The organism is Pseudomonas sp. ACM7 (assembly GCF_004136015.1).
GTDB classification, from domain to species: domain Bacteria; phylum Pseudomonadota; class Gammaproteobacteria; order Pseudomonadales; family Pseudomonadaceae; genus Aquipseudomonas; species Aquipseudomonas frigoris.
This window is the reverse complement of record NZ_CP024866.1, coordinates 3,023,426-3,038,626: the sequence shown is the minus strand read 5'-3', so window position 1 is coordinate 3,038,626 and position 15,201 is coordinate 3,023,426. Positions and strand designations below refer to the sequence as shown.

General features: G+C 61.3%; 12 protein-coding genes. 4 read left to right on the top strand and 8 right to left on the bottom strand.

The genetic code is table 11. The features are described 5' to 3' along the window. Window positions 1-115: 115 nt before the first annotated feature. Window positions 116-1,957, top strand: a complete 1,842-nt coding sequence (ilvD, locus tag CUN63_RS14235) for a dihydroxy-acid dehydratase (RefSeq protein WP_129440287.1) — start codon at window positions 116-118, stop codon at window positions 1,955-1,957. Between the two features lie 199 nt (window positions 1,958-2,156). Here the strand turns inward: ilvD and CUN63_RS14225 are convergent, their stop codons facing one another. Continuing rightward, window positions 2,157-3,212 (bottom strand): haloacid dehalogenase-like hydrolase, encoded by a 1,056-nt coding sequence (locus tag CUN63_RS14225; protein WP_129440285.1) that lies wholly within the window; start codon window positions 3,210-3,212, stop codon window positions 2,157-2,159. Window positions 3,213-3,453: 241 nt separating this feature from the next. Between CUN63_RS14225 and CUN63_RS14220 the strand changes: the two genes are divergently transcribed. Beyond that, window positions 3,454-4,845, top strand: coding sequence for an L-cystine transporter (locus CUN63_RS14220; RefSeq protein WP_129440283.1), 1,392 nt, complete (start codon window positions 3,454-3,456; stop codon window positions 4,843-4,845). Window positions 4,846-4,945: 100 nt separating this feature from the next. Here CUN63_RS14220 and CUN63_RS14215 read toward each other — a convergent pair whose 3' ends face one another. Continuing rightward, a complete protein-coding gene (locus tag CUN63_RS14215) occupies window positions 4,946-5,458 on the bottom strand; it encodes a dihydrofolate reductase (protein WP_129440282.1) in 513 nt (170 codons plus the stop codon). An 85-nt stretch (window positions 5,459-5,543) separates the two neighbouring features. On the opposite strand from CUN63_RS14215, the gene CUN63_RS14210 reads away from it, so the two are divergent. Further along, complete coding sequence (locus tag CUN63_RS14210; RefSeq protein ID WP_129440280.1) at window positions 5,544-6,923, top strand: DUF2868 domain-containing protein; 1,380 nt, start codon at window positions 5,544-5,546, stop codon at window positions 6,921-6,923. Beyond that, window positions 6,916-8,292 carry a GTPase/DUF3482 domain-containing protein gene (locus CUN63_RS14205; RefSeq protein WP_129440278.1) on the top strand — a complete coding sequence of 459 codons (1,377 nt, stop codon included), beginning with the start codon at window positions 6,916-6,918 and terminating at the stop codon, window positions 8,290-8,292. The genes CUN63_RS14210 and CUN63_RS14205 overlap by 8 nt, the downstream gene beginning before the upstream one ends. A gap of 138 nt (window positions 8,293-8,430) precedes the next feature. On the opposite strand, the gene CUN63_RS14200 is transcribed toward CUN63_RS14205, so the two are convergent. The 6 genes from CUN63_RS14200 to CUN63_RS14175 all read right to left on the bottom strand — a co-directional run bounded on the left by CUN63_RS14200 (window position 8,431) and on the right by CUN63_RS14175 (window position 15,186). Beyond that, the gene (locus tag CUN63_RS14200; protein ID WP_129440276.1) at window positions 8,431-8,988 is read right to left on the bottom strand and encodes a phosphonate degradation HD-domain oxygenase; all 558 of its coding nucleotides are present in this window, start codon (window positions 8,986-8,988) and stop codon (window positions 8,431-8,433) included. Further along, window positions 8,988-10,121, bottom strand: a complete 1,134-nt coding sequence (locus tag CUN63_RS14195) for a TIGR03364 family FAD-dependent oxidoreductase (RefSeq protein WP_129440274.1) — start codon at window positions 10,119-10,121, stop codon at window positions 8,988-8,990. The genes CUN63_RS14200 and CUN63_RS14195 overlap by 1 nt, the downstream gene beginning before the upstream one ends. Before the next feature lie 118 nt (window positions 10,122-10,239). Further along, a complete protein-coding gene (locus CUN63_RS14190) occupies window positions 10,240-11,265 on the bottom strand; it encodes a putative 2-aminoethylphosphonate ABC transporter substrate-binding protein (RefSeq protein WP_129440272.1) in 1,026 nt (341 codons plus the stop codon). Between the two features lie 31 nt (window positions 11,266-11,296). Beyond that, the gene (locus CUN63_RS14185; protein WP_129440270.1) at window positions 11,297-13,021 is read right to left on the bottom strand and encodes a putative 2-aminoethylphosphonate ABC transporter permease subunit; all 1,725 of its coding nucleotides are present in this window, start codon (window positions 13,019-13,021) and stop codon (window positions 11,297-11,299) included. Then, window positions 13,021-14,097, bottom strand: coding sequence for a putative 2-aminoethylphosphonate ABC transporter ATP-binding protein (locus CUN63_RS14180; RefSeq protein WP_129440268.1), 1,077 nt, complete (start codon window positions 14,095-14,097; stop codon window positions 13,021-13,023). The genes CUN63_RS14185 and CUN63_RS14180 overlap by 1 nt, the downstream gene beginning before the upstream one ends. Before the next feature lie 225 nt (window positions 14,098-14,322). After that, on the bottom strand, window positions 14,323-15,186 hold the full coding sequence (locus tag CUN63_RS14175) for a LysR family transcriptional regulator (protein WP_129440266.1): 864 nt from the start codon (window positions 15,184-15,186) through the stop codon (window positions 14,323-14,325). Window positions 15,187-15,201: the final 15 nt, after the last annotated feature.

Sequence of the window (15,201 nt, the reverse complement as noted above, 5' to 3'; positions counted from 1 at the left end):
GGCGATCCCGCAAAGTTATCGGCAACTTCCGGACACACGGCCATTTCTGAGTGTTCCAGACGTCAATAGAAGCTCACTTCCCTTTTGATACCTGATTAGCCGCCCGGAGTGCTTCATGCCTGATTACCGCTCGAAAACATCCACCCATGGCCGCAACATGGCCGGCGCCCGCGCACTGTGGCGCGCCACGGGGATGAAAGATGACGACTTCAAAAAGCCGATCATCGCCATTTCCAACTCCTTCACCCAGTTCGTACCGGGCCACGTCCACCTCAAGGACCTGGGCCAACTGGTCGCCCGCGAAATCGAACGCGCCGGCGGTGTAGCCAAAGAATTCAACACCATTGCCGTGGATGACGGCATCGCCATGGGCCACGACGGCATGCTGTATTCGCTGCCGAGCCGCGAGATCATCGCCGACTCCGTCGAATACATGGTCAACGCCCACTGCGCCGACGCCATCGTCTGCATCTCCAACTGCGACAAGATCACCCCAGGCATGCTGATGGCTGCCCTGCGCCTGAACATCCCGGTGATCTTCGTTTCCGGCGGCCCGATGGAAGCCGGCAAGACCAAACTGGCCAGCCACGGTCTGGACCTCGTCGACGCCATGGTGATCGCCGCCGACTCCAGCGCTTCTGACGAGAAAGTCGCTGAGTACGAGCGTAGCGCCTGCCCGACGTGCGGTTCGTGCTCCGGCATGTTCACCGCAAACTCGATGAACTGCCTGGTCGAAGCCCTCGGTCTGGCATTGCCGGGCAACGGTTCGACCCTCGCGACCCACAGCGACCGCGAACAGCTGTTCCTGCAGGCCGGCCGTACCATCGTCGAGCTGTGCAAGCGTTACTACGGCGACAACGACGAATCGGTATTGCCGCGCAACATCGCCAACTTCAAGGCGTTCGAAAACGCCATGACCCTGGACATCGCCATGGGCGGTTCCACCAACACCATCCTGCACTTGCTGGCCGCGGCCCAGGAAGCCGAGATCGATTTCGACCTGCGCGACATCGACCGTCTCTCCCGTCACGTGCCGCAACTGTGCAAAGTTGCGCCGAACATCCAGAAGTACCACATGGAAGACGTGCACCGCGCCGGCGGGATCTTCAGCATCCTCGGCTCGCTGGCCCGTGGCGGTCTGCTGCACACCGACCTGCCGACCGTGCACAGCAAAACCCTGGCCGAAGGCATCGCCAAGTGGGACATCACCCAGACCAGCGACGAAGCGGTGCATCACTTCTTCAAGGCCGGCCCTGGGGGCATCCCGACGCAAACCGCGTTCAGCCAGTCGACCCGTTGGGAGACCCTGGACGACGACCGTGAAAACGGCTGCATCCGCAGTGTCGAACACGCCTACTCGAAAGAAGGCGGCCTGGCCGTTCTGTACGGCAACATCGCGCTGGACGGCTGCGTGGTGAAAACCGCCGGCGTCGACGAGTCGATTCATGTCTTCGAAGGCAACGCGAAGATCTTCGAAAGCCAGGACAGCGCCGTACGCGGCATCCTCGCGGATGAAGTGAAGGCCGGCGACATCGTGATCATTCGTTACGAAGGCCCGAAAGGTGGCCCGGGCATGCAGGAAATGCTGTACCCGACGTCCTACCTGAAATCCAAAGGCCTGGGCAAAGCTTGTGCCCTGCTCACCGATGGCCGTTTCTCCGGCGGCACCTCAGGCCTGTCCATCGGCCACGCTTCCCCAGAAGCGGCGGCGGGTGGCGCGATTGGTCTGGTGCAGGATGGCGACAAAGTGCTGATCGACATTCCGAACCGCTCGATCAACCTGTTGATCAGCGACGAAGAAATGGCCGGCCGTCGTGCCGAGCAGGATCAAAAAGGCTGGAAGCCTGTGGAAAAACGTCCACGCAAGGTGACCACCGCACTGAAGGCCTACGCCCTGCTGGCGACCAGCGCCGACAAGGGTGCCGTGCGTAACAAGGCGATGCTCGACGGACTATGATGCTTAACCGTTGAACAAAAAAATGCCCCGCCAAGTGCGGGGCATTTTTTTTGCGGCCAACTCGGTCAAGTGTGGGAGCGGGCTTGCTCGCGAAAGCGGTGTATCAGTCGACATCAATGTCGGATGTGACGACCTCTTCGCGAGCAAGCCCGCTCCCACATTTGCTCCGTGTTGCCAGTGAGAGTGAGCTTGATCTCGCTTACTGGATTTCTGCCGGCGTCACAACCACCCAATTCTTGTCCGCCGTGACCTGCAACCCTTCCTTGGCCTGAGCTGCGGCGTGCTTGGCCATCATGCCGTTAATCTGGGTCATGTATTTGTCTTTGCGGTTGACCCACAAGTGGATGCCGCCCTTGGCCACGTCGACATCGTGGAACAGCATGTAACCGTCGCTGGTCGGCGTATCGCCACCCACCAGTACCGGTTTTTTCCACTCGTCGATGTAGGTCAGGATCGCCGCGTGCTTGCCGGCCATCCAGGTCGCCGGGGTCCACAGGTACGGGGTCAGTTCGAGGCCAAGGTTAGCGTTCTCGTCATACTTGCCGGCGGTGATCTGCTTGCGCGCCGTGGTCAGTTCGCCGGTCTTGCGGTCCTTGAGCAGCGTGGTCACGCCGATTACGTTCTGCGGTTTGACGTTGTAGCCATACTTCGGATCGGCCGCGACCATCCGCACCAGTTCTTCGGAGGCGGCGGTCATCACGTAGACCTCGATGCCGTTCTCCATCAGCTTGTTGTAGAGCTCTTTCTGGCCGGTGAAGATTTTCGGCGGGTTGACGTCGAGGTTCTTGACCACGTCGCCTTCGTAATAATTCGCTGGCACCGGTTTACCGGAAGCCATCAACTCATCGACGTAGCCTTTGAGTTCCTGGAGGGTGAAGCCGGAAAACACTTGGGCGACCCATGGATAGCAGACCATGTCGTCGACTTCGCAGAGGCGATAGTAGTAGCTGAACAGGCTTTCCTTGTGGTCGGCGGTATCTTTGAACGGCATCAGTTTCAGGGAGGGGTCGAGCTTCTCGCGGGTGATCAGGCCCTTGTTTTCCATGAACGGCAACAACGACTCTTCGAGATCGTAGCGGTAACTGGTGTTGTCCATGTCGAACACCGCGTAGTTACCTTTGTTGGCATTGGCGGCGATCATTGCGTCCAGTGCCTTGGCCTGATCGGCTGGCCAATGCTTCAAATCCGTAGCGAAGGCTTGGCCGGCGAGGCCCAAGCAGAGTGCGGCAGCCAGAAATTTCGGTGCGAGTTTCATCGGCATTTCTCCCTGAATTAAAGACATCGACGCTAACAAATAAGTGTGACAGCCCTCATCTGCCCGCGACCGCTTGCGTCCCTATTGCGCCAGCTGCATCTCTGTCAGCGACACGCGCTTATTCCAAAAACGACAGTTTCAAGATGTTTTTGATATTAATTCATTAGATATCAAGCTGTTAGGCTTGCCGGTTCGCGGCTGCCCCGGAAGGTAGCTGGCACAAGTCTATTTTGGAGTTCCAATGAATCTGCCGCTGATCCTCAATCTGCTGGTGTTCCTCGCCCTGCTCTTTGGCCTGGCGCAAACCCGTCACACCACCTGGAGCCTGGCGAAAAAAGTCCTGCTCGCGTTGGTGCTGGGTGTGGTGTTCGGTGTGGCTCTGCACACCGTTTACGGTGCCGGCAACCCGGTACTGAAAGCCTCGATCGGCTGGTTCGATCTGGTGGGCAACGGTTACGTGCAGTTGCTGCAAATGATCGTGATCCCGCTGGTGTTCGCCTCGATCCTCAGCGCCGTGGCCCGTCTGCATAACGCTTCGTCGCTGGGCAAGATCAGCTTCCTGACCATCGGCACGCTGTTGTTCACCACCGCCATCGCGGCGCTGATTGGCATAGGCCTGACCAACCTCTTCGGTCTGACCGCCGAAGGCCTGGTGGCCGGCACTCAGGAAATGGCCCGTCTGCAAACCATCCAGACCGACTACGCAGGCAAGGTTGCCGACCTGAATGTGCCGCAGCTGTTGCTGTCGTTCATTCCGCAAAACCCGTTCGCCGACTTCGCTCGCGCCAAGCCGACCTCGATCATCAGCGTGGTGATTTTTGCTGCATTCCTTGGAGTCGCAGCGCTGCAACTGCTGAAAGATGATGTCGACAAAGGTCAGAAAGTGATCAACGCCATCGACACCCTGCAAGCCTGGGTGATGCGCCTGGTGCGTCTGGTGATGAAGCTGACCCCGTACGGCGTATTGGCGCTGATGACCAAAGTGGTCGCCGGCTCCAACCTGCAGGACATCATCAAACTCGGCAGTTTCGTGGTGGTTTCCTACATCGGGCTGGGCCTGATGTTTGTGGTCCATGGCCTGCTGGTGTCGGCCGCCGGGATCAATCCGCTGCGCTTTTTCCGCAAGATCTGGCCGGTGCTGACGTTTGCTTTCACCAGCCGCTCCAGCGCCGCGACCATTCCGCTGAGCATTGAAGCCCAGACCAGCCGTTTGGGTATTCCACAGTCCATCGCCAGTTTCGCCGCGTCGTTTGGCGCGACCATTGGCCAGAATGGCTGTGCCGGTCTGTACCCGGCGATGCTGGCGGTGATGGTCGCACCAACCGTGGGCATCAACCCGCTGGACCCGTTGTGGATCGCGACGTTGGTGGCGATCGTGACGCTGAGCTCGGCCGGTGTGGCGGGTGTGGGCGGTGGCGCGACGTTTGCCGCGTTGATCGTGTTGCCGGCGATGGGCTTGCCGGTGTCACTGGTGGCGTTGCTGATTTCGGTTGAGCCGCTGATCGACATGGGCCGTACGGCGTTGAACGTGAGTGGTTCGATTACCGCCGGTGCGATCACCAGCCAGATCATGCGGCAGACCGATAAAGAGCTGCTGGAGGCGGATGAGCATTCGGAGTTGGCTCAGGCTTAATCGGCGACTGAGAGACCGCTTTCGCGAGCAAGCCCGCTCCACACATTGGATTTGTGCACGACGCAGATCAAGTGTGGGAGCGGGCTTGCTCGCGAAGCTTTTAGGCCTTTTCCCACACCTCAAAGTTGTACGCTGGCTTGTCGCCTTCCGCCGCATTCGGAACATTGGACACCAGCTTCCACTGCCCCAAATCAAACGCCGGAAACCACGCATCTCCTTCCGGGCTCAGCGCCACGCGCGTCAAATACAGCCGATCAGCCTGAGCCAACCCTTGCGCGTACAACTGCGCCCCACCAATCAGCATCAGCTCATCGACGCCCTGTTCCCGAGCCCACTCTTCAGCGCGAACAACGGCAGCCGCAAGCGACGGATAAACCTCCGCGCCTTCGAGCTGCAGATCCACCTGACGGCTGACCACGATGTTCAACCGGCCCGGCAACGGACGACCGAGGGAATCCCAGGTCTTGCGCCCCATGATGATCGGCTTGCCGAGGGTGGTGGCCTTGAAGTATTTGAAGTCCCCCGGCAAGTGCCAGGGCATGCTGTTGTCGACGCCGATCACACGGTTTTCACCGAGGGCTGCGATCAGGCTGAGGGGGAGTGATTTAGTCATGCCGGCGAGGATACCAGAGCCTCCCGTACCCCGATAAGCGCCACAGCGGTTATGCTCACCGTTCAATTGAGCGACGGGATGCCGCGTGACTGAACTGACTCCACTGCAAAACCTCTGGCTGACCGAGACGGTGCGCCTGCGCGAAGAACACGCCGGTCCCCTGGATGATCTGGAAGCCAACCGAATGGCCCGCAGCGCGGGCGGCGATCTGCCGACACGCATTCAACGCCGTGCTCTGTGGCTGGCCGAGCGCGATGGACTGACCAGCGCCCTCAAACATTGGCTGCAAGGTTCGCGGCTGGCACTGTTGGTGCTGGCTGTTCTCGCCGTCGCCAGCGGCGCCGGCCTGGCGATTGCCGCGCTGGGCGACGGACAACCCCCGGTCAATGTGTTCTGGGCCTTGGGCAGTTTGCTCGGACTGAACCTGATTCTTTTGCTGAGCTGGGCGTTGGGCCTGGCCTTCGCTGGCGAACACGGGGCCACCCTCGGCCGCATATGGTTATGGCTCAGCGAAAAACTCGCTCGCGATGCCAAAGCGGCGCAACTGGCCCCGGCCCTGCTGCTCTTGCTGCAACGACAGAAACTCAATCGCTGGGCGGTCGGCGTACTGGTCAACGGCTTGTGGTTGCTGGCGATGCTCAGCGCGCTGGTGATGCTGTTGTTGCTGATGGCGACCCGGCGTTACGGCTTCGTCTGGGAAACCACGCTCCTCGGCGGCGACACCTTCGTCGCCATGACTCAAGCCCTCGGCGCCCTGCCGGCCATGCTTGGTTTCAACGTTCCGACCGTGGAAATGATCCGCGCCAGCGGCGATGCCGCGCTCAACATCGAAAGCGCCCGTCAGGCCTGGGCAACATGGCTGGTCGGTGTACTGGTGGTCTACGGTGTTTTGCCGCGACTGTTGCTGGCGCTGTTCTGCCTGTGGCGCTGGAAAACCGGGCAAGCGGCATTGCGTCTGGATTTGAACCTGCCCGGTTATGCCCAACTGCGCGAACGGCTGATGCCCACCAGTGAACGCCTGGGCATCAGCGACGCGGCGCCAGAGCAACTGCACCGTATTGAAAGCGACGTGAGCGACCTGCAAAGCGATGGCGCGTTGTTGGTCGCCATCGAGCTGGACGATCAACGTCCATGGCCGCCGCAATTACCCAAAACCGTGGGCAACGCCGGGATTCTCGACAGTCGCGAATCGCGCAACAAACTTCTCGAACAGCTGAGCCGCTTCCCCCCGGCCCGATTGGCCATTGCCTGCGATCCACGACGGTCGCCGGACCGCGGCAGTCTGGCACTGATCGCCGAACTGGCCCGCAGCGCCAGCGCTACCCGTGTCTGGTTGCTGCAAGCACCGCCAGGCGAAGCGCTGGACGCCGAAAGGCTGGGCGACTGGCACGTGGCGCTGCAACAGCTGGACTTGCCGTTCGCCGATTGCGCGCCGTTGAACTGGCTGGAGAGCGGTCATGACTAACCCCTGGAAACCGCCCTTGAAGCTCGCCGTGGTCGGCCACACCAACGTCGGCAAAACCTCATTGCTGCGAACGCTGACCCGAGATGTCGGCTTCGGCGAAGTCTCTCATCGCCCCAGCACCACTCGGCACGTGGAAGGTGCACGGTTGTCGGTAGACGGCGAGCCCTTGCTCGACCTCTACGACACCCCCGGTCTGGAAGACGCCATCGCCCTGCTCGACTACCTCGAGCGTCTGGAACGCCCCGGCGAACGCCTCGACGGCCCGGCACGACTGGCGCGATTCCTTGAAGGCAGCGAAGCCCGGCAGCGCTTCGAACAGGAAGCCAAGGTGCTGCGGCAACTGCTGACCTGCGACGCCGGTCTCTACGTGATCGACGCCCGGGAACCGGTGTTGGCCAAGTACCGCGACGAACTGGAAGTGTTGGCCAGCTGCGGCAAACCGCTGCTGCCGGTGCTGAACTTTGTCAGCAGCGCCAACCACCGCGAGCCGGATTGGCGCGAAGCGTTGGCACGTCTGGGCTTGCACGCCTTGGTGCGTTTCGACAGCGTCGCACCGCCGGAGGATGGCGAACGTCGACTGTATGAAAGCCTCGCACTGCTGCTGGAAAACGCCCGCCCGCAACTGGAACGCCTGATCGCCGATCAGCAAGCCCAACGCCAGGCCCGGCAACAGAGTGCGGCGCGGCTGATTGCCGAATTATTGATCGACTGCGCCGCGTGCCGACGCAGCGTGGTCAGCGAAGCCGAGCAAGAACAGCAGGCCATCAACGAACTGCGCAAAGCGGTTCGACAACGGGAACAACGCTGCGTCGAAGCGCTGCTCAAGCTCTATGCCTTCCGCCCACAGGACGCGGCGACCAGTGATCTGCCATTGCTCGATGGCCGCTGGGGTGACGACCTGTTCAACCCGGAAACCCTGAAACAGCTCGGCGTGCGAGTCGGTGGCGGTATCGCGGCCGGCGCGGCAGCCGGGGCCGGGGTCGACTTGTTGGTGGGCGGGTTGACCCTTGGCGCAGCGGCACTCGCCGGCGCAATTGCCGGCGGCGCCCTGCAAACCGCGCGCAGTTATGGCAGCCGGTTAATGGGCAAGATCAAAGGCCAGCGAGAGCTGACCGTCGATGACGGCGTGCTGCGGCTATTGGCGTTGCGTCAGCGGCAACTGCTGCTAGCGCTTAATGCGCGAGGGCATGCGGCGATGGACAGCATTCAGGTCGCCACGCCCCAGGACAAATCCTGGCGCGAAGGCAAACTGCCCGAGGCACTGAACAAGGCGCGGGCGCATCCGCAGTGGTCGTCGCTTGATCCGCATCCGAAGTTGAATCAGGCGGAAAGGCAAGAGCAGGTTGAGGTATTGGCGCAGCAGCTTTAGGTCTGGGGTGTTGGGGCGGCCCCTTCGCGAGCAAGCCCGCTCCCACATTTGATTTTCAGTGACCCAATATTTGTGTATGACACGGATCTAATGTGGGAGCGGGCTTGCTCGCGAAGGCCGCACCTCGGTTCATTTGCATTAAGCCACCAATAGGCGCAACGCCTTTTCTTTCAAGAGACGAAGATCAATCACCGGCACCGCCATTTCCTTGGCCTGCTCATCCCACTGACGCATCCGCAAACTCACCGCACATAACGGATCCTGCTCGAAAGCTTCAGCCTCTTCAGCGGTCATCACTCCGCCCTGATATTCCAGAGTGCAGCGACTGGCTTCGCTCAATCTCTCGTAATACCCAGGCTCTTTCAGCGTCAGATAACGCTTGGCCTGAACGTGGTATTCCACAAGCCGCGCCAAGCGCTCGCTGAAACCTGCGCGACGTAAGTAATCCGCGCCCAACCGTTCGTGACTGACCACGCCGAAGCCGCCCATGGTCTCGGCGCTCTCGGCGCAGATATGCCCGATGTCGTGGAAGAACGCGGCCAGCACCACTTCGTCATCGAAGCCCTCGGCCATGGCCAGTTCGGCGGCCTGTGACATGTGCTCGATCTGCGACACCGGCTCGCCAATGTAATCGCTGTCGCCAAAGCGCTCGTATAACGCGAACACCTCGGCGATCACTTGCTCATTGCGGTCCATCAACGCTCTCCCAACAACGTCGCTACGTTGCGTTCAGCCATCGCCGGCCCGACGCTCATGCCGACACCGGTGTGCATCAGTGCCACGCTCACACCCGGCATCGGACGCAGAAACGAGAATGGCCCCGGTCCCCGCGAACCATAGACACCCTGCCAGCGTTCCACCACTTGCACCTTGCAACCCAACGTCTGCTCGGCCAGTTCAATCATCCAGTTGTCCACCTGCTCGGCGTTGAACGGCGACGGGTCGCTGCCGTAATGGTGGGAGTCGCCGATGATCAATTCACCATACGGCGTCGGGCTGATCAGCAGGTGAATGCCGTTTTCATGCAGATGCGGTTCCTCTCGCAGAATCTGCGCCTGCACCGCCGCTGCTTCCGGCAGATCGGCGAAGGCGCCGTAGTGCACGCAGCTCAGACCGGTGAGCAACGCGTGTTGCAGGTTGAGGTTGATTTGCGGTCGAGCGCGGAGCATTTGCAGGCGGCAGATTTGCGGGTTGAGCTCGGCGATTAGCTCGGCCAGCAGCGTCTGATAATCGTGGCCGGAACAGACGATGATCTGTTCGGCACTGAAGGATCCGGCGGTGCTGTGCAAGCGGCCGGGCTCGATGTCGCGCACCAGGGTGGAGAAGTGAAACGCGACGCCAAGTTCGCGGTGCAGGTAGTCGATCAACGCCGGAATCGCTTCGCGCGAATACAGTTGCTGATCGTCCATTCCGTGCAATGCGGCGCGATGATGGCTGAACTGGCCGCCGTATACGTCACGCAATGCAGCGCCGCGCAACAGGTCGACGCGGTAACCGTGCTCCACAGCGCGACCGGCGCAGAAGGCTTCCAGCAGGTGTTCTTCGGCTTCGGTGCGGGCAAACAGGTACGAGCCGTTGCGCTTGAGTTGCAGACCGGCGAGTTGGGCCCATTGGCCCCAGATCTCGCGGCTGGCTTTGGCCAGTTCGAGCATCAGGCCCGGTGGTTGGCCGGTGACCAGTGCCTGACCGAAGTTTCGTACCGAGGCACCCAAAGGCGTTTCGCTGCGTTCGAAAACGGTGACTTTCAGACCGCGCTTGGCGGCGGCGTAGGCGTGGGACAGGCCGAGGATACCGGCGCCGACGATCAGCATGTCGTTGTGTTGTGTCATGAAGAGGTGTCCAAAGTTCGAAGCCGCCTTCGCGAGCAAGCCCGCTCCCACAGGGGAACGCATTCCAAATGTGGGAGCGGGCTTGCTCGCGAAGGGGCCCTGTCAGCCGATGAAGATCTTACTTGGCAGCCACTTTCTCGGACTTGCCGTCATAGCGCTTGCGCCATTCGGTCAGGATTTCATCGCGATTCTTCGACGCCCAGGCAAAGTCGTTCTTGATCAAACGCTGCTCATAATCCGCCGGCAATTCGGTTTGCGGCTTGGCGATACCCGGTTGCGCGAGGACGGCGAAGTTCTCTTTATAAAGCTCCATCGCCGCCGGGCTGGCAGAGAAGTCAGCCAGTTTCTTTGCGGCATCCTCGTGCGGTGTGCCCTTGATCACGGCGGTGGCTTCGATCTCCCAGCCCAGACCTTCTTTCGGCAGGATGATGTCCAGCGGCGCGCCTTGGCGCTTCAACTGAACAGCCGGGTATTCAAAGGAAATGCCGATCGGGAATTCACCCGCCGCCGCCAGTTTGCACGGCTTGGAACCGGAGTGAACGTACTGGCCGATGTTCTGGTGCAGGTCGTCCATGTACTGCCAGCCCTGCTTCTCGCCGAAGGTTTGCAGCCAGGCGCTGACGTCGAGGAAACCGGTGCCGGACGACGCCGGGTTGGGCATGACGATTTTGCCTTTGTACTCAGGCTTGGTCAGGTCCTGCCAGCTCACGGGTTTGCTCAGGCCCTGCTTTTCGGCTTCGACAGTGTTGAAGCAAATGGTCGCAGCCCAGACGTCCATGCCGACCCAGGCCGGCGGGTTGGCGGCGTCGCGGTAGTTGCCGCCGATCTTGCCCAGGTCCTTCGGCGCGTAACTTTGCAGCATGCCTTGCTGGTCGAGGATCGCCAGGCTCGAAGCGGCCAGGCCCCACACCGCATCAGCCTGCGGGCGGGCTTTTTCGGCCAGCAGTTTGGCGGTGATGATGCCGGTGGAGTCGCGTACCCACTTGATCTCGACGTCCGGGTTGGCCTTTTCGAAGGCTTCTTTGTAGGTCTTCAGTTGTTCGGCTTCGAGGGCGGTGTACACCGTCAACTCGGTTTTCGCCGCGAAGGCGTTCAGGCTGAAAGCGGTGAGGACAGCAGCGGCCAGGGCCATAGGCTTGAACATGATCTTTTCCTGTTTGAGTTGAGGGGTTGAATCAATGACCAGGCGCGGTCTGCCGCCAGGCCTGGGAGCGGCGCAACAAACCGCGCGAGGCCCAGGCCAGCAACAGGGACACGCCCGCCGAGGTGAACAGAATCAAAGTCGACATCGCCGCCGCGCCGCCGACGTTGCCGGCGTCATCCATGTTCAGCACCGCCACCGCCGCGAGGATGGTGTCGGGGCTGTAGAGGAAGATCGCCGCCGAGACAGTGGTCATGGCCGAGACGAACAGGTAACGCACGATGTCCAGCAGCGCCGGCAGGCAGATCGGCACGGTGACGCGCAGGTAATGCCGATACAGCGGCGCCTTGAGCGACAGCGCGGCGGCTTCGAACTCGGCGTCGAGTTGGCGCAGCGCCGTGGTCGCGGTCATTTGCGCGGTGGTCAAATAGTGAGCAATGGTGCACACCACCAGCAGGGTCATGGTCCCGTAGAGCACATGCAGCGGGTTGCCGCTGAGGTTGAAGAAAAAGACGTAACCCAGGCCCAGCACCAGACCCGGTACCGCCATCGGTACGAAACTGAGCATGCGCAGTGTCAGATTCAGCCCGCGCTGGCCCTTGGTTTTTTCCATCAGATAAGCGCCGGTAAAGATCAGCACGCTACCGATCAACGCCGTGCACAACGCCATCTTCACGCTGTTGCCGTAGGCCAGCCAGCCGCCACCCGCCGTGTCGTTGAACTGGTAATGGTTGAGCGACAGCGACAGGTTGTACGGCCAGAATTTCACCAGTGACGAATACACCGCCATGCCGAACACCAGCAGCAACACCGCGCAGATCAGCAGCACGATGGCCAGGTAGCAGCCGTCCCGCAGTTTCGACGGCGCCGGTTGAAAGACCTGCGCCCGACCGCTCATGGAATCGCCGTGACGCCGACGCAGCCAGGCGTCGACCCCAAAACTGAACAGCGCCGGCAGCAGCAGGACCATGCCGATCAACGCGCCGCGACCGAACTGTTGTTGGCCGACCACGGCTTTGTAGGCTTCCAGCGCCAGCACCTGATAATCGCCACCGACCACTACGGGCACGCCGAAATCGGTGATGGTCAGGGTGAACACCAGGCAGAACGCCGCGAACACGGCCTGACGGGTTGCCGGCCAAGTGATGCTGCGAAAGGCTTTCGCCGGACTGGCGCCCATGCTGGAGGCGGCATCGAAGAGTCGCGCATCCGCCAGCGACAGGGCCGACAGCAGAATCATCAGCGCGTGTGGGAAGGTGTAGATGACCTCACCCAGAACAATGCCCCAGAAGCCGTAAATGTTGTCCGAGAGCAAACCGCGCAACATGCCCTGGTTGCCGAACAGATAAACCAGCGCAATGCCCGGCAACATCGACGGCGCCATCAGTGGCAACAGCGACATCCCACGCCAGATGCCTTTGCCCGGTATCAATGTGCGTTGCAGGGCGTAGGCAAACAGGTAGGCCAGCGGTACGACAATCGCCGCAACGCTGAGGGAAACTTTCAGGCTATTGCCGAGCAACCAGTGAAAATTGGCACTGGTCACCAATTCACGGGCGGCCACCAGACCGCCGCCCTGCCCGGCTTCAGAGCTGAAACCGCGCCAGAAGATCGCCAGCAACGGCATCAGTACCGCAACGCCGAGCAACACCAACAACAGGGCCTTGCCCCCGACCACAAACACCCGGTCGCCAATCTCGGCACGGGAGGTCTGCCGAACCTGCTTGTGCGGTATCGGCAGCGCGAGGTTCGCGCTCATCAGGCAAACACCTGCAGGCTGCGCGGTGGCAAGGCGACCATGATCTGTTGCGCGCCGAGGCGCGGCATGGCTTCCGGCGCCAGTTCCGCCAGCAGCGCATGACCCGGTAATTGATCGAGTTCGAAGCTCATGCGGCAGCGGTTGCCGAGGAAGGTGATTTCGCGAACCTTGGCCGAGAACAGGTTTTCTTCATGTACGGGCGGGTTGACGCTGATCGCTTCCGGGCGGCAGAACAAACGTCCGGACGCGGTTTTGGCGCTGCCGTCGGCCAGGCGCATGTTCATCCCGCCGACCTGGGCGTGGCTGTCGCTGCTGCGCTGGAATGGCAGCCAGTTGCCCTGGCCGACGAACTCCGCCACAAACGGCGTCGCCGGGCGGTCGTAGATTTCCTGCGGCGTGGCGTATTGCTCGACCTTGCCGTTGTTCATCACGGCGATGCGGTCGGCCATCAGCATGGCTTCGTCCTGATTGTGGGTGACCATCAGGGTGGTGATGCCGAGGTTGCGCTGCATTTGGCGCAGTTCGGTGCACAGATGCTCGCGGACCCGGGCGTCGAGGGCCGACATCGGTTCGTCCAGCAGCAGCAACGAAGGTGCCGGCGCCAAGGCCCGAGCCAGTGCGACACGTTGCTGTTGGCCGCCGGACAATTGGCCGGGGTACTTTTTCTCACTGCCGATCAGGCCGACCAGCTCCAGCATCTGACCGACACGCTTGCGCACTTCATCGCGACCACTGCCGGCGAGGCCGTAGGCGATGTTCGCTTCGACGGTAAGATTGGGGAACAGCGCGTAGGACTGAAACAGAATGCCGTAGTCCCGAGCCTGGGGCGCCAGGTGGGAAACGTCGCGATTGCCGAGGTACAACTCGCCACTGTCTTGTTTCTCCAGACCGGCGATGCAACGCAGCAAGGTGGTTTTGCCACAACCCGACGGACCGAGCAGGCACACCAGTTCACCGGCCGCCACGTCAAGGGAAACGTTATCCAGCGCGGTGAAGGCGCCGAAGCGTTTCTGCACCCCGCGCACTTTCATCGGCGCGCCGGGGTTGGTCAGGGCAGTTGCGATCGAGTGGTTCATGGACAGGCCTCATCAAGCAGATGAAGGCCATCCTAGATTTGTAATGCGTCCGACATGTGGCAGTGAGGCAAAAATGGCTGATAGTGGTATTCAAGGATTTGGGTTGGAGTTATGGGTTGTCTGGTCTGGCGCCTTCGCGAGCAAGCCCGCTCCCACATTTTGGAATGCGTTCCCCCTGTGGGAGCGGGCTTGCTCGCGAAGAGGCCCGCACAGTCAGCGCAACTCTCAGACCGGAGCCATTTCCTGCGCCAACCCCAGAAACGCCGCCGGCAGCCGCGCGCCTTTTCGCTCTTTGAGGCAGTACAAATACTCGGGAATCTGCGGCGCATTCTCGATGGTCAGCACGCGCAGTTGTGGATCATGCGGCACTTCCTGTCGGGCAATGATGCTGATGCCGATATTGCGCAACACCGCCTCACGGATCGACTCACGGCTGCCAATTTCCAGGAGCGGCCCGGAACTCACCCCGGCGCTGGCCAGCAATTCCTCGGTCAGACGTCGAGTGGTCGAACCCGATTCGCGCATCAATAACGTATGCCCGGCCAACGCACTGAGCGGCACATGGTCGTGGACCGCCAACGGATGATTGCGATGCACCGCCAGCACCAGCGGATCGCTGCCGAGCACCCGGCGAATCAGCCGCGCATCGTCGAGCAACTGCGACGACGCCGCGACATCCACCCGGTAATCCTCCAGCGCTTCAAGCACCTGCTGGGAGTTGCCGATTTCCACCGACACTTCAACTTGCGGCAAGCGCTCGCGAAAGGTCTTCACCAGATCGAGGATGTAATACGGCGCGGTCGCGGCGATACGCAACGTGCCTTGGACCTGTCCGCTATTACGCAGGAAAAACTCGATGTCGGCTTCCTGCTGCAACAGCGCCTTGACCATCGGCAACAGCCGCGCACCTTCATCGCTGACGCTGAGGCGGCGGCCGCCACGGTAGAACAGCTCAACCGAGTACTGGCTTTCCAGATTGCGAATCTGCGTGGTCACCGTGGGTTGGCTCAGGCCGAGTTTTTTCGCCGCCAGGGTAATGCTGCCCAAGCGGGCAACCATGTAAAACGCCTTCAGCTCGGCACTCAGCACACCCTTTCCTCATCG

Coding starts and splice junctions, on each gene's coding strand:
- ilvD (WP_129440287.1), top strand. CDS start 116: ATGCCTGATTACCGCTCGAAAACATCCACCCATGGCCGCAACATGGCC.
- CUN63_RS14225 (WP_129440285.1), bottom strand. CDS start 3,212: ATGAAACTCGCACCGAAATTTCTGGCTGCCGCACTCTGCTTGGGCCTC.
- CUN63_RS14220 (WP_129440283.1), top strand. CDS start 3,454: ATGAATCTGCCGCTGATCCTCAATCTGCTGGTGTTCCTCGCCCTGCTC.
- CUN63_RS14215 (WP_129440282.1), bottom strand. CDS start 5,458: ATGACTAAATCACTCCCCCTCAGCCTGATCGCAGCCCTCGGTGAAAAC.
- CUN63_RS14205 (WP_129440278.1), top strand. CDS start 6,916: ATGACTAACCCCTGGAAACCGCCCTTGAAGCTCGCCGTGGTCGGCCAC.
- CUN63_RS14200 (WP_129440276.1), bottom strand. CDS start 8,988: ATGGACCGCAATGAGCAAGTGATCGCCGAGGTGTTCGCGTTATACGAG.
- CUN63_RS14195 (WP_129440274.1), bottom strand. CDS start 10,121: ATGACACAACACAACGACATGCTGATCGTCGGCGCCGGTATCCTCGGC.
- CUN63_RS14190 (WP_129440272.1), bottom strand. CDS start 11,265: ATGTTCAAGCCTATGGCCCTGGCCGCTGCTGTCCTCACCGCTTTCAGC.
- CUN63_RS14185 (WP_129440270.1), bottom strand. CDS start 13,021: ATGAGCGCGAACCTCGCGCTGCCGATACCGCACAAGCAGGTTCGGCAG.
- CUN63_RS14180 (WP_129440268.1), bottom strand. CDS start 14,097: ATGAACCACTCGATCGCAACTGCCCTGACCAACCCCGGCGCGCCGATG.